Genomic DNA, 18,937 nt, shown 5'->3' on the forward strand with positions numbered 1-18,937 from the left:
CTCAGCCCGCCAGAGCCTTCTCCACCGGCCCATCGCGCACGATGGGCGAGAACCAGCCGGGATAGCGGGGCGCGATGGCGCTGACCTGGTCGAGTTCGGCCACATCCTGATCGGTCAGCCTGATCGCGGCCGCGGCCAGGTTGGCGGCCAGTTGCTGGCTGCTGCTGGCCCCGACCAGCACCGAGGACACCGCCGGTCGGGTCATCAGCCAGGCCAGGGCGATCGCCGCCGGCGTGGCGCCCTGGCGCTCCGCCACGGCCTTCAGCACCTCGACGATGCGGTAGCCCTGCTCGCGGTCGAAGGGGATCATGTCGAATCCCGACAGGCGTCCGCCGCCGCCCGAGGGATCCTCGCGGGTATATTTGCCCGACAGGAAGCCACCGGCCAGGGGGCTCCAGACGATCAGGCCGCAGCCGGCCTGCTCCGCCCACGGAACCACCTCCGCCTCCAGGTCGCGGCCCACCAGGGAATAGTACATCTCGGCCGCACGGAACGGCTCGTAGCCGCGCTGCTGCTGGATGCCCCGCGCCGTCGCCGCCATCCAGGCCGGCCAGTTGGAGAAGCCCGCATAGCGGACCTTGCCCTGGCGCACGAGGGCGTCGAAGGCCTCGAGGGTCTCCTCCAGCGGCGTGTGCGGGTCGACCCGGTGGGCCAGATAGACATCGATATAGTCCGTGCCCAGCCGCTTCAGGCTGGCCTCGGCCGCCTCCACGATGCGCCGGCGCGACAGGCCGGCCTGCAGCAAGCCCGGCCCCATGCGATTGCCGACCTTGGTCGAGATCACCACGTCCTGCCGGCGCGCGCCCAGAGCCTTGCCGAGCATGGTTTCGGAGTCGCCCGAGGAATAGACGTCGGCGCTGTTGAAGTGATTGACTCCCGCGTCGATCGCCTCGGCTGTCAGACGGTCCGCGCCGGCCTGGTCCAGCTTGTAGATCGCCGCCATCATGGGCCGGTCGCGCGCGGCGCCGAAGGTCATCGACCCCAAGGCCAGCTTGGAGACGACAAGCCCTGTCTCGCCGAGGCGTGCATACTGCATGTCCGTTTCCCTCTGAGGCGCGTCCTTGGAACTGCACAGCCTGTCTGACGCATCTGGGGCGATTTCACGGCCCCAGGCAACCCCTGAGAGAATAAGAGATGCTTTAGCGTGACGCGCGTCTCTGTCCCCGCGCGACTATCCTTGACTCAGCCACGCCCTCGATAGGGTTGGACACCCTGATCCGGCAGCCATAGGCCCTGGGGCGGCGGACCCGACTGCCAGAACACGTCGATCGGAATCCCGCCGCGCGGATACCAGTAGCCGCCGATGCGCAGCCAGTGCGGCTGGGCCACCTCGACGATCTTGCGGCCAATGGCGACGGTGCAGTCCTCGTGGAAGGCGCCGTGGTTGCGGAACGAGCCTAGATACAGCTTCAGCGACTTGGACTCGATCAGCCAGTCCTTGGGCGCGTAGTCGATCACCAGCTGGGCGAAGTCGGGTTGACCGGTCACCGGGCACAGCGAGGTGAACTCAGGCGCGGTGAAGCGGGCGAGGTAGAGCACGTCGGCCTGCGGATTGGGGACGCGCTCCAAGACCGCCTGGTCGGGGCTGTCGAAGCCGCGAACCTCGCGGCCGAGTTGGGTCAGGGTCTGTTCGCTCATGCGGCTAGCCTAACGCACAGCGCGGCGGACGCGACAAGCCGCTTGCGCGCCCTTAAGATGACGAAAGGCGATCCAGGGAAGGGAAAGCAGGGATGAGCGGGGATTTCGACGGGCTGATCGTGGCCATCACGGGCGCCTCCACCGGGCTTGGCCGCGCCATCGCGGTCGAGGTCGCCGAGCGCGGGGCCAAGGCGGTGGTGGTCAACTATGCCAGGAGCGCCGCAGAGGCCGAGGAGACCGCCGACCGGGTGCGTGCGCACGGCGCCGAGGCGGTGCTGGTTCAGGCCGACGTAGCCGACGACGCCGACTGCCGGCGGATCGCCGAGGCGGCGGCGGGCTTTGGCCGCATCGACGCCCTGTTCAACAATGCGGGCGTCACCAAGTTCGCCCAGAACCACGCCGACCTGGACGCCGTGTCGGGCGAGGATTTCCTGCGCCTCTATCAGGTCAATGTGGTCGGCGCCTTTCAGATGATCCGGGCGGCGCGCGCGCTCCTGGAGGCCGGCGAGCGGCCGGGGGCGGTGGTCAATACGAGCTCGATTGCGGGCGTCACCGGCATCGGCTCTTCGGTGCCCTACGCCGCCTCAAAGGGCGCCCTGACCACCATGACCCTGTCGCTGGCCCGGGCGCTGGCGCCGAAGATCCGCGTCAACGCCATCTGCCCCGGCTTCATCGACACGCCCTGGTTCGGCCGCGGCCTGGATGAAGCCGGCCTGGAGCGGCTGCGCCAGGGCGTGGCCGCTTCGGTCCCGCTGAAGGTGGCCTCGACCGCCGAGGACATCGCCGCCTCCGCTGTGTTCCTCGCCTCGCCCCACTCGCGGCACATCACCGGAGAGACCCTGATCGTCGATGCCGGCACGCACCTGGGCTATGCGCCGCTGAGGGCGCGGTAGGAAGGCTTGCGCGTGTAACGCGACCACAGGTACTGGGCTGTTGCGCCTGCAAGGTCGGGGCGGGGGAAAATGCACATACACAAGCCGAAGGTTCCGCACGGCGTGCGCGAGTTCCTGGCCGAGATCAGCGTGATCGTGGTCGGCATTGTTATAGCCCTGGGCGGCGAGCAGGTGGTGGAATGGATGCACTGGCGCGAGGTGGTGGGTCAGACGCGAGAGGCCCTGGACCACGAGTTGGCCGGGGACCTGGGCATCATCCAGTCGCGGATCGACCAGGCGCCCTGCATGGCCCGGCGGGTCTCCGAGCTGAAGACGGCGTTCCAACTGCACGCCAAGGGCCAGCCGCTGCAGTTGAAGGGGCCGATCGGGCAGCCCCAGTTTCCCCGCATCCACACCTCGGTCTGGGAGACCGCGATCGCCGACCAGAGCGCCTCGCACATGCCGCTGGACGTCAAGCTGCGCTACGCCAGCTTGTATGATTCCTTGTACTGGTTCCGGGATCGGTCGAACGAGGAGTCCGAGGCCTGGAGCCATCTCAGCCAGTTCGACGACCAGGACGTCATGACCGAGCAGGACTGGGCGGCGCTGCGCCAGTGGAAAGCGCGGGCGGCGGCCGTGTCGGCGAAGCTGGATCCCAATATCCTGCCGGTCGCCCAGAACGGGGGCCCCGGGACAACGCAGCGCCCCTTCTTCGGCCAGGCCGCGGATCTCGGCGTGAAGCCTACGGCTTACCACTTCCAGGCCGGCATACAGGCGACGCGCGACGCGTTCTGCCGTCCGATGCTGTGAGGCGAGGCCAACCGCACCTAATCGGCTGCCTTCCCAAAAGCCGTCATCCCGGACGGAGGGAGCGGAGCGACCGAAGATCCGGGATCCAGCAGACCCTGCCTCGACACTGCAAAACATGCAGCTTCGAGATCGCGTCTGCTGGATCCCGGCCCTCCGCGCTCTTGCGAGCGCTGCGGCCGGGATGACGAGCGTTGGGTCCCCTACAGCGTGAACGGCGCCACGATGTCGAAGGCGATCGTGGTCTGGTGGCTCTTGGTCCCGTTGTCGTAGGCGAAGCCGTGCGTCAGCAGTTCGTCGTAGCGCAGCTCGGGCCGGAAGGTCAGGCCGTCGATCATCTTGGGCAGGCCGGCGGGCTTGTAGTTGATGCCCACGGTGAATTCGAAGAAGGTCGCGTTGCTGGCCGACAGGAAGACCGGGCTGGAGGGGCCGTAGCCGCCCTCGAAGTTGATGAAGTCGAACTTGCCCGGGAAGCCCGCGGTGTAGAAGTTCTTGTCGTCGCGCCAGATTTCCGCGCGGCCGCCCAGGGTGACGGTCGAGCTGATCGGATAGGTCAGATATTCGGTGACGCCGCCGCCACTGGCCTTCAGCAGGTCGTCATAGATGTAGTTGACGTCGGTGGTCGAAGTCAGCTTGTCGTTGACCTTCCAGGTGATCACCGCATCGTTCAGATAGCGCATCTTGTTGGTGCCGGTGACCTTGCCCGAGGCGTCATAGGCATAGTCTTCGGCGCCGATCTGGGTGGTGGCCAGGACGGTGACGTTCTTGAAGTTCAGGCCGAACCCGCCGTGGAAGTGGACCTTGCCGTCGTTGCCGCCGCCGCCGGTCCCCAGGAAGGTGTTCACGCCGCTGTCGAGGCCGGCATAGACGTCCAAGAGCGGGCTGACGTGGGTCTCGGTCATCACCCCCGTGTACTTCAGCGGGATGCCGAAGTTGAACAGGTAGGACTTGGAGTAGAAGAAGTTGCCGGTGGGGTCCATCACCTCGACCCCTTCCAGGGTCGGCAGGATGCCGGCGTGCAGCTCCATGCCGCCCGCGGTCAGCCAGGGGGCGTGGGCGTCGACGTGGGCCTCGACGATGTCGAACTGGTTGCGGCTGTTGATCGAGCGATTGAACTCGCCGATCAGCTGGGTGTAGCGCGAGTCCGAGCCATAGGCGGCCTGGACCTTGAAGCCGACGTCCAGGGTCTTGCTGCTGGTGTCGACATCGCGCTCGACGTTCAGGGCCACTGAGTTCAGCAGGAACTGGTTGGCGCGGTCGGTGAACAGCTGGCCGTAGTTGAGGCCGTTGCTGGGGCTGTCCGGATTGCTGGTGAGGCCGAATTCGACGTGGCCGCTCCACTTGATGGTGCTGGCCCAGCTGGCCGGCGGCGCGGCGGCCGCGGCTGGGGCGGCGGGCGCCGCTGCCGGCTGATCGTCGGCCCAGGCGGCGCCGGCGGCCATGATCAGGGCCAAGGCGCTTGCGGCTCCCAAAGCTTTCTTCTGCAACGTCATCAGATCTATCCCCTGTTTGTTGGCGTCCGCCGCCCCGGCCGCAGGCTTCGGCCTTCATGGAGCAAACGAGCGCAGTCGAACGCGTTCGCGGCGCAGTTGCCGTGAGCGCGGGCACTATCGGCGAGGCGGGCGTAAAGGCTCCATCATCGCCGGGGCCGAGACGCATAAAAGCAGCATGGGGACCGCCATCCCTGCCCTGGCGACTCGACCGTTTACGCGGCGCAGGCGCGCGGGCCTTTCGGGCCGCGCGCTGAAGGCGTGGTCGATCGGCTGGCGGGCCGGGCCAACTTCGCCTTCGAGCGAGGCGAACCTACCTGCGCGCCCCGGCTTGACCGTCGCCGGATCGCCCGCCGGGGGACGAATGGGGAGCATCTGGCGCAGGTTTGCTCGCTCTGTTCGCGTCGGCGCCCAAATAATGCACAGCGCCGCGACATTGACGCGGCGGCGGTCGTCCGCCGCCGCGATGGGCCGCCGGCAGGAGCCGGACGAGGCTTCGCCCGGGCTCGGATTCCATACCGAATTTTTTGTTTTGCTGGATCGGCGTTGCGCGACACCAGCTGGCGCGGGATAGTGGCGAAGTGGCCGACAGACCGAGGCTTTGAACGCCCGGCGCGGCCTCGGCCAGAATCCAGAGGCGGCCCGACAGAGGCCGCGAGACAGGCAAGAACCGGGAGGCGCATCATGGCCTGGGATTTCGAAACCGACCCAGAATTCCAGAAGAAGCTGGACTGGATCGAGGACTTCATGCGCGACGAGGTCGAACCGGTCTCTCACCTGGGCATGGCGGTCTATGGCCCCGAGGGACGCGAACGGTTCATCAAGCCGCTGCAGGCCGAGGTGAAGGAACAGGGCCTGTGGGCCTGTCACCTGGGGCCGGAGCTTGGCGGCCAGGGCTATGGCCAGGTCAAGCTGGCGCTGATGAACGAGAAGCTGGGGCGCAACAGCCTGGCGCCGTCCATATTCGGCTGCCAGGCGCCCGACACCGGCAACGCCGAGATCATCGCCCACTACGGCACCCCCGAGCAGAAGGAGAAGTGGCTTAAGCCGCTGCTGGACGGCGAGATCCGCTCGGCCTTCTCCATGAGCGAACCCACCGGCGGGTCCGACCCCCTCACCTTCCGCACCACCGCGGTGCTGGAAGGCGACGAATGGGTGATCGACGGCGAGAAGTGGTTCTCCACCAACGCGCGCTGGTCGACCATCCTGATCGTCTATGCGGTCACCGACCCCGACGCGGCCGACCCTTATCGGCGCATGTCGATGTTCATCGTGCCCACCAAGACGCCGGGCGTGGAGATCCTGCGCAACGTGGGGGTCGGCCGCGACGAGGGCTCGGAGGGCTATGTCAAATACAACAATGTCCGGGTGCCCTATGACGCCCTCCTGGGCGAACGGGGCTCGGCCTTCGCCGTCAGCCAGACGCGCCTGGGCGGCGGGCGGGTGCACCACGCCATGCGCACGGTGGGCGCCTGCAAGCATGCCCTGGACCTGATGTGCCAGCGGGCGGTCTCGCGCACCACCCGCGACGGCAAGCTCTCGGACTACCAGATGGTGCAGGAGCAGATCGCCGACAGCTGGATCCAGCTGGAGCAGTTCCGCCTTCTGGTCATGCGCACCGCCTGGCTGATCGACAAGCACAAGGACTACAAGAAGGTCCGGAAGGACATCGCGGCCATCAAGGTGGCCATGCCCAAGGTCTATCACGACATCGCCGCCAAGGCCTTGCACATCCATGGCGCGCTCGGGGTCTCCAACGAGATGCCGTTCATGGGCATGGTCACTTCGTCCTTCGTGATGGGCATAGCCGACGGGCCGACCGAGGTGCACAAGGTCACCGTCGCCAAGCAGATCCTGAGGGACTACCACCCCACCAACGACCTGTTCCCAGCCTATCATATGCCCCGCCAGCGCGAGGCGGCGCGGGAGCGGTTCGCCGAGGACCTGAAGGCGGTCGAGGCGGCGTGGAAGGCCCGGCGCAAGGCGGATGCGGAGGCCGAGGCATGACCCGGCGAACCCTATTGCGCCGGGGGCGATAACGTCCCTATGAGTCAGGGGATGTTCGGAAAGGTCATTGCGTGACGTCAAAACCTGGGCCAGGGCCGCTGATCGTCGGCATCGGCGGCACCACCCGGCGCGAATCCAGCAGCGAGCGGACCCTGGCCAAAACGCTGGAGGCGGCGGAGCGGCTGGGCGCACGCACGCGCCTGTTCGGGGGCTCGGTCCTGACCAAGATTCCGATCTATGACCCCACCACCGCCGACAGCTCGCCCGAGCTACAGGAGCTCTTGGAGGGCGTGCGCCAGGCCGACGGGGTGATCATCGCCACCCCCGGCTATCACGGCTCGGTCTCCGGCGTGGTCAAGAACGCGCTCGACGCGCTCGATGGCCTGCGCGGCGACGTGCGCCCCTATTTCGACGGCCGGGCGGTGGGCTGCATCGTCACCGCCGACGGCTGGCAGGCGGCGGGCACCACGCTCTCTTCGCTGCGCACTATCATCCACGCCCTGCGCGGCTGGCCGACGCCCCTGGGCGTCGCCCTGAACCCCTCGGCCAATCCGCTGTTCGATGCGGAGGGCGAGCTGTGCAATCCTCGCGACGCCCAGATGCTGGCCATGCTGGCGGGCCAGGTGGTGGAGTTCGCCCGCATGAAACAGGCCCTGGCCGAGCACGCCACGCACTTGCCGCGGCCGATCTAAAGCAGGGACTTTCTGCCGCCTCACAAATCTTCCTCATCCTGAGGCGCCCGGCGCAAAGCGTCGGGCCTCGAAGGACGCAGCGGCGGCTCCGTGCGTCCTTCGAGGCCCGCTACGCGGGCGCCTCAGGATGAGGAGCTATGGCCCCTACTTCGTAAATACCCCCGTCAGCAGGGGCTTGGCGTAGAGGTCTGCGATCGCCTCCTGGGTCACGCCGGGGGCGAAGTCGCGCAGGTCGGCGGCGGCGTTGAGGGTCGCGCCCAGCATCTGGGCGGCGATCATCGGGTCGACCGGGCGGATCACGCCCTCGGCTATGCCGTCCGAGATCAGGGCGGCGAAGCGGTCGGCCAGGCGATAGGACTGCTCGACCATGCGATGGCGGATCTGCTCCGGCAGGGCGCTGAGGGCCGAGGTGCGCAGCAGCGGCCCCTCCTCCGACAGCTGGTGCTCGACCAGGGTGCGGGCGACCGCCGACAGCTTGTCCCAGGCGTTGCCGGGCCCGTTCAGGGCCGCGGTCTGGGCCTTGCGCACCATGGCGAAGCTGCGCTCGAAACAGGCCACCACCAGGTCGTCCTTGGCCTCGTTGTGATGATAGAACGAGCCCTTGGTGACATTCAGCTCGGCCGAGATCTGTTCCACCGACACCCCGCGATAGCCGTAGCGGTTGATCAGCCGCGTCGCCGCCAGGAAGAAGGCGTCAGGCGAGCGGGCGTTGCTGTCGATAGCGCCCGGCCCCCAGCCCTCCAGCCGCCGCGGCGCCCAGGCCTGGCCCTTGGCCATCAGCCCGCCGAGCAGGATGTCGAGCATCCGCTCGAGAACCCGCGGATAGTCGTCGAAGTCGTAGCGGAAGATCCAGGCGCGCAGCCAGAAGATCTGCTCCATCAAAAGATAGGTCCGCGCCGTCGCCCGCCGGACGCTCATCCATCCGAGTTCCGGCGACAGGAACAGACTGCGCACCTTGCGGAACAGCTCGCCATAGGCGGCCAGGGCACGTTCGCGCTGGGGCTCGGTCAGGGCGCGGATATCGCTGAGGCCGGCCAGCGGCGGCTCCACCCCCTGACGGATACGCAGATCCTGCTCCAGGCATGCGCCCAGGAAGGCGCGCAGGCGGGCCGGCGGATCGCCTTCCGCTAGGGCGCGGCTGATCAGGGCGTCGAAGCGCTGGATGGCGTCCTGGAAGCAGGCCTCGGCCAGGTCTTCCTTCTTTTTGAAATAGTAGGTCACGCTGGTGGTGATCAGGCCGACGCTGGCGGCGACGTCGGCCAGGGTCATGCCCTTGACCCCGCGATGATTGATGATGTCGGCGGCCGCGGCCACGATCGCCGCGCGCTTGCGCCGATACCGGTCGGTCTCGAATGTCGCGGGCGCGCCTGCCCCGTTCCCGTCCATCGTCTGATTCCAGCCCCTAGGTTCACACTCTAGGTTACGGATCGATGACAGGAAAGCTTCAGACCGAGTGCGCCTCGGCCGGCTGCGCGGCCGCGTCCATGTGGAGGTGCGACGGGTCGATCATCCGCGCCCGGCGCCAGCCGCCGAAGCGGTAGTAGAGCGCCGCCAGGGTGGCCGAACAGATGGTGCCCAAGGGAAAGCTCCACCAGATGGCTTCCGCGCCCCAGCGGGGAATCAGAGCCAGGGCGAAGGGCACCCGCACCACCCACATTGAGACGGCCAGCACGCCCAGCGGCGCCCAGACCGCCCCGGTGGAGCGGACGATGCCGAACAGGGTGAAGGTAATGCTGAACAGGGTCCAGGCCCACAGCACCACGTAGTCGATATGCCGGGCGATCGGGATGGCGGCGGAATGCGGCGGCAGGAACAGGCCCAGGACCAGATCCCCCAGGCCATAGACCGCGACCACCACCGTCCCCGTGATGGCGAAGCCGATCATCACGCCCTTGACCGCGATCTGGGCGACGCGATCCCAACGCTGCGCCCCGACGTTCTGGGCCGCCATGGAGGAGACCGCGGCGCTGAGCGCCATGGCCGGCATCTGGATGTAGCTCCAGACCTGGGAGGCGGCGCCGTAGGCGGCGGTAGTCATAGAGCCGTAGCGGTTGACCAGGCTGATCATCATCATCGCCGCCACGCCGAGCACGATCATCTGCACGCCCATCGGCACGCCTTTGACCACCAGGGCCTTGAGGATCTCGAACTCGGGCTTCAACAGGCGCAACTCGTCGGCGCGCAGCAAAAGGTGGCTGTTGCGCCGATAGAGAAAGACCAGCATGACCAGGAGGCTGATCCCCTGGGCGATCAGGGTCGCGGTGGCCGAGCCGGCTATGCCGAGCCGCGGGAACGGCCCTATGCCCCGGATCAGCAGGGGGTTCAGGCTGGAGTCCAGCAGCACCGTCAGGATCATGAAATAGAACGGCGTGGTGGAATCGCCGCCGCCGCGCTGGGCCATCTGCATGTAGTAGAAAAAGTAGATGAACGGCATGGCCGAGAACATCACCCGAAGATAGGCGATTGCGTCGGCGCGGGCGTCGAGCGGGGTCTTCATCGCGTCCAGGATGTGCGGGGCGGCGATGCCGCCGAACACTGCCAGCGCCACCGGCAACAGCACGAAGAAGCCGGTCGCCGTGCCTACCACCCGCTTGACCATCCGCATGTCGTGTGCGCCGAAGGCCTGACCGATCATGATGTTGGCGGCCATGCTGACGCCGAAAGCCGCGCCCATCAGCAGCTGTATGATCAGGTTGGCGTTGGAGATGGCGGTGACCGCCTGCACGCCCAGGGAATGGCTGATCCAGAACGCATTGATGGTGACGTTCAGGTTCTGCAGGGCGTTGCCGCCCAGCACCGGCAGGGCGAACAGGAACAGGGTCTTGCCGATCGGCCCCTGGGTCAGGTCGCGGCGCGGGGATGACCGGCGGGCGGCGTCCGGCCGCGAGGCTATGGGGCTGGAATCGGGCATGGCGGGTGTGCGCCCTAGATAGGCCCTGCCCTTCCCGATTGAAACCGGGCGCTGCGAACAAACGTGACGGCGCCCCTCACACGCCCGCCTCGGCCCGATGCTCGACGACTTCCTCGGCCAGGAGCGCGGCTTCGCGCAACTGGCTGAGGTTGTGTTCGTGGGTCGCGCGGTCGATACGATAGAAGACCAGCACCGCGATCGAGGCGGCGGTCAAGATCGCATGAGCCGGCAGGTAGAGCAGAGCCAGATGGCGCATCAGGCTCTCCGGCACAGTGCCCTGGGCGGCGTGAGCCGGAAAATGCACGGCGGTGACCATCATCCCGGCCAGGAAGGCGCCGATGCCGGTGGTGAACTTGGACAGAAGGCCGTTGGTGGCGAAGAGCAGGCCCTCCGAGCGCTGGCCGGTCTTGACCGCCACATCCTCGACCACGTCGGCGACCATCGACGAGACGATGACGAAGCCCAGGATCACCAGGGTGCCGGCGATCACCGCGTCCAGGATCAGGATCGGCATCAGCCAGGGTGAGCCGTTGGCCGGCATCAGGCCCATCAGCTTCCGGGTCATCGGCGTCAGGGCGGCGACCAGATAGACCGAGAAGGTGGTGATCATGGCCGGCTTCTTGCCGAACCGCTTGGAGAGGATCGGGGCCAGGATCACCGACAGGAACGAGCCGACATAGGTGACCACCACCAGGAAGGCGATCTGGCCCGGCGAGAGGCCCCAGAGGTGAGTGTAGAAGTAGTTGTTCAGCCCCTGCATCATCCCGCCGCTGATCCCCGAGAGCAGGCCCGAGATCATGAGGGCGAGCAGCGAGGGGTTGGTCAGGGTCTGGCGGATCTCACCGAAGGTCTGGGCGAGCGTGGGCTTGCGGACCGGCGGCAGGTGCAGATGGCGAATCCGCCCGTGGGTGCCCAGGCTGGAGACCAGGATGGCGGCGCCGATGCCGAGGCCGCCGATCAGGCCGAACTGCTCGTAGCCATGACGGTTCAAGAGGCCCAGGGGATGGGTCGCGTCATTGCGCAGCAGGACCGCGTTCAGGATCACCGTCATCACCACCCCGCCGATCACCAGGAACAGGAAGCGGAAGGCCACCAGGGTGGTGCGGGCGTCGTAGTCGGGGGCCAGCTCGGGCGCCAGGGCGTTGGAGGGGATGTCGTAGAGGCTGCCGGCGATCCGGACTACCACCAGCAGCGCCAGCGTGAAAGCCACCAGGGCCGGGCCAGCCAGACCCTGCGGCGCGTTCCACAGGAAGTAGAAGGCCAGAGCGCCCAGCGGGGCCGAGGCGTAGAGGAACGGGTGCCGCCGGCCCCAGCGCGAGCGCACATTGTCCGACCACTGGCCGACCAGGGGATCGACCACCGCATCGACGATCAGCGAGACCATGATCGCCAGGCCGACGATATAGGCCGGAACCCGCAGGACCTGGTTCAGATAGTACTGCAGCACCGCCCCGGAGAGCCCGGCATAGGCGACGCCGGTGGCGATCGCCCCAGAACCGTAGGCCAGGGTGGTGGCGAAGCCCGGAGACGATGGGGCGAGTGGTTGGCGGGCGTGCATGGGCGTCTATGAGAGGGTGCGGATGTGCTCGATCTCCTCGCCGATCTCGGCCGCCGCGGCGGCCTGGGCGAGGCGAACGAGATTGGCCTCGTGGCCAGCCCGGTCGATCTTGTAGAGGGCCAAGAAGCCCAGGGCGATGGCGTAGAGGCCGACATAGGACGGCACATAGATCAGGGTCAGGCGCTCCAGCACGCCCGGCGGTAGGTGGCCGGGCTTGGCGTGGGCGGGAAAATGGGCCGCGGCCAGGATCAGTCCGGACAGCATCAGGCCAAAGCCCGTCACCGCCTTCTGCACGAAGCTGTTGGCGGCGAAGAACAGGCCCTCGGACCGCCGGCCGGTCCTGACCTCGCTGTCCTCGACCACATCGGCGATCATGGAGGAGATCAGGATCGCGGCGCCGATGGCGAAGCTGGCGGCGATGGCCACGGCCAGCATCAGCGACGGCAGCAGGAGCGGCGTGTGATTGGCGGGGAAATGGCCGAGCATGCGCAAGGTGATCGGGGTGACCCCCGCGGCAATACCCAGCACCAGGAGCAGCATGGCCGCCGCCTTCTTGCCCATGCGCCGAGAGGCCAACGGCGCCAGCATGGTCGCCATCAGCGCCCCGGCCAGCACGGTCGAGGTCACGATCAGGATCTGGGCGGCGCTGAGCTCCCAGAGGTAGGTGTTGAAATAGAGGGCCAGGGCGAAGTTCAGCCCCTGGCCCATGGCGGCGAACAGGCCCACCAGCACCATCATCAGGAACGAGCGGTGCGAGAGGGTGGCGAACATCTCGCGCAGCAACCCACTCAGGGAACGTGGCGCGTGGGCCGGCGGCTGACGCAGCCAGGGGATGCGCTTGTGCGTGCCGGCGGCCGAGATCAGGATAGCGGCCAGCATCAGGACCGCCGCTGTCATCCCGTAGCGCAGATAGCCGTCGGGATTGAGCTGGCCGACCGGGTACTTCGCCGTCGGCCGCAGGAACACGGCATAGGCCAGGAACACCATGCCAAGGCCGCCGAACCAGCCGAAGAAGTAGCGATAGCCCAGGATCGAGGTGCGCTCGTCATAGTCCTGGGTCAGTTCGGCCGAGAGGGCCGAGCTGGGGATCTCGTAGAAGGTGATGAAGGTGCGCACCACCACCGCGACCACTAGGAGGTAGGCGAACAGGAGGCCGCGCGAGGTATGCGGCGGGTTCCAGACCAGCACGTAAGAAATCGCCACCGGCACAGCGGAGAAATACATGAACGGGTGCCGCCGGCCCCAGCGCGAGCGCCAGTGATCGGACATCTGGCCGATCACCGGGTCCATGAAGGCGTCGATCAGCAGGGCGATGAAGATCGCCTCGCCCACCCAGTCGGCGGGCAGGCCCACGAGCTGGTTGTAGAACAGCAGGACGAAGGTCTGGAACCCGTTGTCCTTGATGCCGTAGGCGATCGAGCCGAAGCCGTAGAAGATCTTGGTCGCCCGGGTGACCGGCGGGGCGGCGGCGGGCGCAGCCGCAACTCGGGCCGTGTCTCGCACGCCGTTCAGCCCTCGGCCATCTGCGGACGCGCGTACAAAACCGGGCAGAACCTCATCGCCGCTCCCTCGCCCTGCACACCAGGGTCTGACCGCTGCGCCTTCTCCTTGTGTCCAGAAAAGTGCGCCTCGCCAGTCTGGAGCGAAACCGCCGGCGATGGCAAGCCGCCCCGAACCGGTTCGAAGCTGCGGTTTGTTAAATCGGCGTAATGACAAAAGACCCCGCCCTTTGTAGGACGGGGTCTTGATCATGCCAGGGCGCGTGCGCCCGATCCTTGTCCTAGAACCGGTATTGCAGCTCCAGGCCGTAGGTCCGCGGGAAGATCAGGCCGTGGTACATGTTGTAGCCGATGCGCTGCAGGTTGGCGCTCACCCCGCTCACTGGTGCATAGATCGCGGTCGGGCCGTTGGAGCCCGAGCTGCCGTAGGCCACGGTGTCGAACGCATTCTTCACGTAGCCGATCACCGTGTACTTCTTGTGCGCGTCGTTCCACAGCAGGCGGAAGTCGGTCACGTCATAGGACGGGATGCGATATTCGCTGCCGTTGAGCACCGAAGACGTTTCCTGGTCCTGCCACACGTTCGAAACCGAGGCGGTCAGCGAACCCGGGTCGAAATCCCAGGTGTAGTTGACGTTCAGCGCGATCTTGTTCTTCGGCGATTGCGGCAGCTCATCTCCCTTCAGGGTCTGAACCTGCTGCATGGCCGAAGAAATGATGCCAGGAAGCGCGGCGCCCGAATATTTCGGGATCGACAGCACCGGCTTGGCCAGCGGATCGGTGGCGCCCGGGTCGGCCGGGTCGACGACGCAGGCCGAGCCATAGACGTTGGTCACGAACTGGGCCGGGTTGCAGCCCTGGGTGATCTCGGCGTTCAGGTAGCTGTAGCTCAGCACCACTTGCAGCGCGTGGGTCGGGTGCCAGGTGCTTTCGAACTCGAAGCCGTAGGCGCGGGCGTTCAGGTTCAGGAAGTCGTTGGCGCTGACGAAGGTCGACTGGTTCAGCTCAGTGAAGTTCACCTGCAGACCGTGATAGTTGTTGTAGAACAACGACGCATCCAGGGTCAGCTGGTGGGCGATCGTGGTCTTGTAGCCGATTTCATAGGCGTCGACATATTCCGGATTGGCTTCGATCTTGTCGGCGTCGGTGCCGAACAGGAAGCCGCCCGACTTGTAGCCGCGGCTGTAGCTGGCATAGGCCAGGTCGCGCGACGTCGGAGTCCATTCGATCCGGGCCGTGCCCGTCATGGCGTTCCAGGTTCCAGCCTTATGCTGGCTCTCGTTGACCAGAGCGTAGGCGGCGTCGCCCAGCAGGCTGTCCGGGTTGAACAAGGCGTAGCGCACAGTCTCGTCGCCGGACTTGTGGTCGTAGTTGTAGCGGACCCCGCCGGTGACCTTGATGGTGTCGGTCACCTTGTAGTCGACCTGACCGAACGTGCCGAAGGCGTCGCTGGTCAGGTGCGCCAGGTAGTGGACGAAATCGTGGCTGGGGTTGGCGATCAGGCAGGCCGCATTGCCGGTGCAGGGGTTGCCTGGGGTGATGTACGAAAACGGCACGAGTACAGCCAGTTCGGCTTGCTGGGGCGCGGCCTCGTGGACCTCCTGGTTGTAGCCTTCGTGGTATTGATACAGACCACCGATCCACTGCAGCTTGCCGCCCGAGGGCGACGAGAGGTCGAGTTCGTTGCTGTAGTAGTTCTTCTTTTCTTCGAAATTGGTGGTCTGGATCGGCGAGATCGGCGTGCCGGTCACCGGCGAGGCGAAATCGGCGGTGCGGCCGGTGTAGTCCAGGTCGCCGCCGGTGTCGAAGTCGTAGTTCTGGAAGCCGCCGATATACTTCAGGTCGGCCCAGCCGAGATCCCACTTGATGTTGGCGCTGATCAGGTTGTTGCCGTGCAGCGAGCCGTGGCCGCGGGTGTTCTGATTGATCTTGTAGTTGTCGGCCACGCCCGGATTGGCCACGTTGTAGCCATAGGCCGGGTTGGGCATCAGGCTGGAGACCGGGCCGAAGAAGGTGCCGGTGTCGTAGGCCGAGGTCTGGTTCGCCAGACGGTCGCCCACGGCGAAGGTGTCGTCCCAGACCGCCTTCTGGTAGCGGATGGTGGCGGTGATGTTGGAGCCGATGTCCGCGCCCAGGGCGGCGTAGTAGTAGGTCTGGCCCTTGGCCGCGCCGTTGTTGCCGCCGCCGATATTCTTCAGATAGCCATCGGTCTCGTCGAGGTGGGATTCACCGACCATGAAGCGCAGGCCATCGCGGATCGGGCCGGAGACGTAGCCTTCTTCGCGCGTCTCGCCGTAGTTGCCCACTTCGGCGCGCACTTCGCCCTGGAAGATGTCGGTCGGGCCGCGGGTGGTGATGTTGATGGCGCCGCCCATCGAGTTGCGGCCGAACAGGGTGCCCTGCGGGCCGCGCAGCACTTCGGTCTGTTCGACGAACAGCGGGGTCTCGAAAAGGGGCGCGGAACTGGCCGAATAGAAGCCGTCCTCGTACTGCGCCACACCCGGATCGTTGCCGATGTAGTAGGTCTGGCGGCCCGAACCGCGGATCGAGACGCGGTCGAGGTTGGTGTAGTTCATGCCCGGGGTGAAGTTGGCGTAGTCCTGGATGCCGGTCACGCCCATCACGTCGCGGGTCTTGGCGGTGTAAGCGGTCACCGCCACCGGCACGTTCTGCAGCGTTTCGCTGCGCTTCTGGGCGGTGACGACGATCTCGCCTACCGAATTGTTGTCGGCGGCAGGGGCCGCGGCCGACACTGGCGCAGCGGCGGCCGGGGCCGTCTGGGCCACGGCGAGGCCGGAGAAGGCGGAAAGGGCGGCGACGGCGCCGCCGAGCATCAGCAAGCGTTTGGACATGACATCTCCCCTCGCCCGCGGAGAGGCTACGCGGGCGCTTTCGAATAGCTGGTTTGTTAGACACCGCTGCGCCGGGTGGGAGCCGGATGCGAGAGACAACAGCAGGGTCAGGGCTTCAGTGACCCCAGAAACGCCATCCGTCAACCCAACTCAGGAGAACGGCGTTCAGGAATCGGCGGTCTTGATGAATCCGTGTAATCTAAAGGGTTATAGAGGGCAGGATCGCCCGTGCGCCGATAAAGGCGGCAACCGTTAAGATAGAGTGTATCTGGCGCGGCGCCGCTCCCGCGGGACATTTTCACACACCCGAAGCACACGCTGAGATCGCAGCCTCAGCCAGCTTCACCGCAGGCGGTCACCGCCGATTCGAGTGTTCGGCATGTCTTCACGCCGCCGATCGGCGGATCGGCCATTGACGCCGGCCGCTCCGCTGGGGCCTATAACAAGCGTTTGAATATTGAACCCGGGCCGCCGCCCCGGGACGAAGCCATTTCAGAGGGAACCCCATGGCCGCCATCAACGCCGTGACCGATCTGTCCGTTGAAGACGGGATCGCCGTCCTGACCCTGAACTCCCCGCCGGTGAACGCGCTGAGCGCCGGCGTGCGCGACGGCCTGGCGCTGGGCGTCGGCCAGGCCCTGGCCGATCCGGCGGTCAAGGCGGTGGTGCTGATCTGCGAAGGGCGCACCTTCATCGCCGGCGCCGACATCACCGAATTCGGCGGTGCGCAGAAGGGGGCCAGCCTGTTCGAGGTGCAGACCGCCATCGAGGATTGCTCGAAGCCGGTGATCGCCGCCATCCATGGCACCGCCCTGGGAGGCGGACTCGAAGTCGCCCTCACCTGCCACTATCGGGTGGCTGTCCCCTCCGCCAAGTGCGGCCTGCCAGAGGTGAACCTCGGCCTTCTGCCCGGCGCCGGCGGCACCCAGCGCCTGCCGCGCATCGTCGGCGCGCAAAAGGCCATGGAGATGATGACCAGCGGCCAGCACGTCCCGGCCAAGCAGTGCCTGGCCATGGGCCTGGTCGACGAGCTGGTGGAGGAAGGCAAGCTGCGTGACGGCGCCCTCGCCTTCGCCCGCAAGATCGTCGCCGAGGGCCGGCCGCTGAAGCGTGTGCGCGATCTCAATGACAAGGTGGAGGCCGACCGAGCCCATCCGGAAGTGTTCGACGCCTTCCGCAAGGCCAACGCTCGCAAGTTCCGCGGCTTCCTGGCCCCCGAATACAACATCCGCTGCATCGAGGCGGCGGTGAACCTGCCCTTCGACGAGGGGCTGCAGGTCGAACGCAAGCTGTTCATGGAGCTGATGAGCGGCTACCAGTCCGCGGCCCAGCGCTATTCCTTCTTCGCCGAACGCCAGGCGGCCAAGATCCCCGACGTGCCGGACGACACGCCGCTGATCCCGGTGGAGACCGTCGGCGTGCTGGGCGCCGGCACCATGGGCGGCGGCATCGCCATGAACTTCGCCAACGCCGGCATTCCGGTGACCATCGTCGAGGTCAAGCAGGACGCGCTGGACCGGGGCCTGTCCACGATCCGCAAGAACTACGAGCGCACCGCCCAGCGCGGCGGCCTGACCGCCGAACAGGTCGAACAGCGCATGAGCCTGATCAAGGGCTCGCTGGACATGAATGACTTCGCCACCGTCGACCTGGTGGTCGAAGCGGTGTTCGAGCGCATGGACATCAAGAAGGACATCTTCACCAAGCTGGACGCCATCTGCAAGGACGGCGCGATCCTGGCCACAAACACCTCGGCCCTGAACATCGACGAAATCGCCTCGGTGACCAAGCGGCCCGAGGCGGTGATCGGCCTGCACTTCTTCTCGCCAGCCAATGTGATGAAGCTGCTCGAGATCGTCCGCGCCGACCACACCTCAAAGCCGGTGATCGCCACCTCGATGAAGCTGGCCAAGAAGATCGGCAAGATCGCGGCCCTCGTGGGCGTCTGCCCCGGCTTCGTCGGCAACCGCATCCTGGCCCAGCGCCAGCGTGAAGCGAACAAGCTGGTGCTGGAAGGCGCCATGCCCTGGGACGTCGACCGCGTGCTCTACGACTTCGGCTTCCCCATGGGCCCCTTCGCCATGAGTGACCTCGCGGGCCTGGACATCGGCTGGGTGAAGGAAAAGTCCAAGGGCGAGACCCTGCGCGACGTGCTCTGCGAGATGGATCGCCGCGGCCAGAAGACCGGCGCCGGCTTCTACGACTATGACGAAAACCGCAACGCCAAGCCCTCGCCGGTCACCGAAAAGATCATCAAGGACTTCATCGAGAAGTCCGGCGCCAATCCGCGCCAGATCAGCGACGAGGAGATCCTGGAGCGCTGCATCTATCCGATGATCAACGAGGGGGCCAAGATCCTCGAGGAAGGCAAGGCGATCCGCGCCTCGGACATCGATGTGGTCTGGCAGAACGGCTACGGCTGGCCCGTCTATCGCGGCGGCCCCATGTGGTGGGGCGACCATATCGGCCTGGACAAGGTGCTGGCCAAGATGAAGGAGTTCGAGGCCAAGATGGGCGAGCAGTTCAAGCCCTCGCCCCTTCTGGAAAGGCTGGTCGCCGAGGGCAAGAAATTCTCGGACCTGAAGGCCTGAGGCCTCACTCAAGACAAAAC

13 protein-coding genes are annotated in these 18,937 nt (G+C 66.5%); 5 read left to right on the plus strand and 8 right to left on the minus strand.

Annotated features, from left to right (window positions below):
• Position 1: 1 nt before the first annotated feature.
• Positions 2–1,036 carry an aldo/keto reductase gene (locus tag KCG34_RS09410; RefSeq protein ID WP_211940105.1) on the minus strand — a complete coding sequence of 345 codons (1,035 nt, stop codon included), beginning with the start codon at positions 1,034–1,036 and terminating at the stop codon, positions 2–4.
• A 146-nt stretch (positions 1,037–1,182) separates the two neighbouring features.
• Entirely contained in the window at positions 1,183–1,638 is a 456-nt protein-coding gene (gene queF / locus KCG34_RS09415) for a preQ(1) synthase (protein WP_211940106.1), read from the minus strand.
• A 92-nt stretch (positions 1,639–1,730) separates the two neighbouring features.
• On the opposite strand from queF, the gene KCG34_RS09420 reads away from it, so the two are divergent.
• Both KCG34_RS09420 and KCG34_RS09425 read left to right on the plus strand, forming a co-directional pair.
• On the plus strand, positions 1,731–2,531 hold the full coding sequence (locus tag KCG34_RS09420) for an SDR family NAD(P)-dependent oxidoreductase (protein WP_211940107.1): 801 nt from the start codon (positions 1,731–1,733) through the stop codon (positions 2,529–2,531).
• Positions 2,532–2,600: 69 nt separating this feature from the next.
• Positions 2,601–3,320: a hypothetical protein gene (locus KCG34_RS09425; RefSeq protein ID WP_211940108.1), complete on the plus strand. Its 720-nt coding sequence runs from the start codon at positions 2,601–2,603 to the stop codon at positions 3,318–3,320.
• A gap of 200 nt (positions 3,321–3,520) precedes the next feature.
• Here KCG34_RS09425 and KCG34_RS09430 read toward each other — a convergent pair whose 3' ends face one another.
• Positions 3,521–4,810, minus strand: a complete 1,290-nt coding sequence (locus tag KCG34_RS09430) for an outer membrane beta-barrel protein (protein ID WP_211940109.1) — start codon at positions 4,808–4,810, stop codon at positions 3,521–3,523.
• A gap of 681 nt (positions 4,811–5,491) precedes the next feature.
• Here KCG34_RS09430 and KCG34_RS09435 point away from each other — a divergent pair.
• Complete coding sequence (locus KCG34_RS09435) at positions 5,492–6,814, plus strand: acyl-CoA dehydrogenase family protein (protein ID WP_211940110.1); 1,323 nt, start codon at positions 5,492–5,494, stop codon at positions 6,812–6,814.
• A 71-nt stretch (positions 6,815–6,885) separates the two neighbouring features.
• A complete protein-coding gene (locus KCG34_RS09440) occupies positions 6,886–7,506 on the plus strand; it encodes an NADPH-dependent FMN reductase (RefSeq protein WP_211940111.1) in 621 nt (206 codons plus the stop codon).
• Positions 7,507–7,650: 144 nt separating this feature from the next.
• Here KCG34_RS09440 and KCG34_RS09445 read toward each other — a convergent pair whose 3' ends face one another.
• From KCG34_RS09445 to KCG34_RS09465, 5 genes are all read right to left on the minus strand, one after another.
• The gene (locus tag KCG34_RS09445; protein ID WP_211940112.1) at positions 7,651–8,892 is read right to left on the minus strand and encodes a TetR/AcrR family transcriptional regulator; all 1,242 of its coding nucleotides are present in this window, start codon (positions 8,890–8,892) and stop codon (positions 7,651–7,653) included.
• Positions 8,893–8,950: 58 nt separating this feature from the next.
• Positions 8,951–10,417, minus strand: a complete 1,467-nt coding sequence (locus KCG34_RS09450; RefSeq protein WP_211940113.1) for an MATE family efflux transporter — start codon at positions 10,415–10,417, stop codon at positions 8,951–8,953.
• A gap of 76 nt (positions 10,418–10,493) precedes the next feature.
• A complete protein-coding gene (locus KCG34_RS09455; RefSeq protein WP_211940114.1) occupies positions 10,494–11,975 on the minus strand; it encodes an MFS transporter in 1,482 nt (493 codons plus the stop codon).
• 6 nt (positions 11,976–11,981) lie between these two features.
• On the minus strand, positions 11,982–13,478 hold the full coding sequence (locus KCG34_RS09460; RefSeq protein WP_211940115.1) for an MFS transporter: 1,497 nt from the start codon (positions 13,476–13,478) through the stop codon (positions 11,982–11,984).
• Positions 13,479–13,755: 277 nt separating this feature from the next.
• Positions 13,756–16,326 carry a TonB-dependent receptor gene (locus tag KCG34_RS09465; protein WP_211940116.1) on the minus strand — a complete coding sequence of 857 codons (2,571 nt, stop codon included), beginning with the start codon at positions 16,324–16,326 and terminating at the stop codon, positions 13,756–13,758.
• A 506-nt stretch (positions 16,327–16,832) separates the two neighbouring features.
• On the opposite strand from KCG34_RS09465, the gene KCG34_RS09470 reads away from it, so the two are divergent.
• The gene (locus KCG34_RS09470; RefSeq protein WP_211940117.1) at positions 16,833–18,917 is read left to right on the plus strand and encodes a 3-hydroxyacyl-CoA dehydrogenase NAD-binding domain-containing protein; all 2,085 of its coding nucleotides are present in this window, start codon (positions 16,833–16,835) and stop codon (positions 18,915–18,917) included.
• The last annotated feature ends 20 nt before the right edge of the window (positions 18,918–18,937 follow it).

This window comes from Phenylobacterium montanum, assembly GCF_018135625.1.
GTDB classification, from domain to species: domain Bacteria; phylum Pseudomonadota; class Alphaproteobacteria; order Caulobacterales; family Caulobacteraceae; genus Poindextera; species Poindextera montana.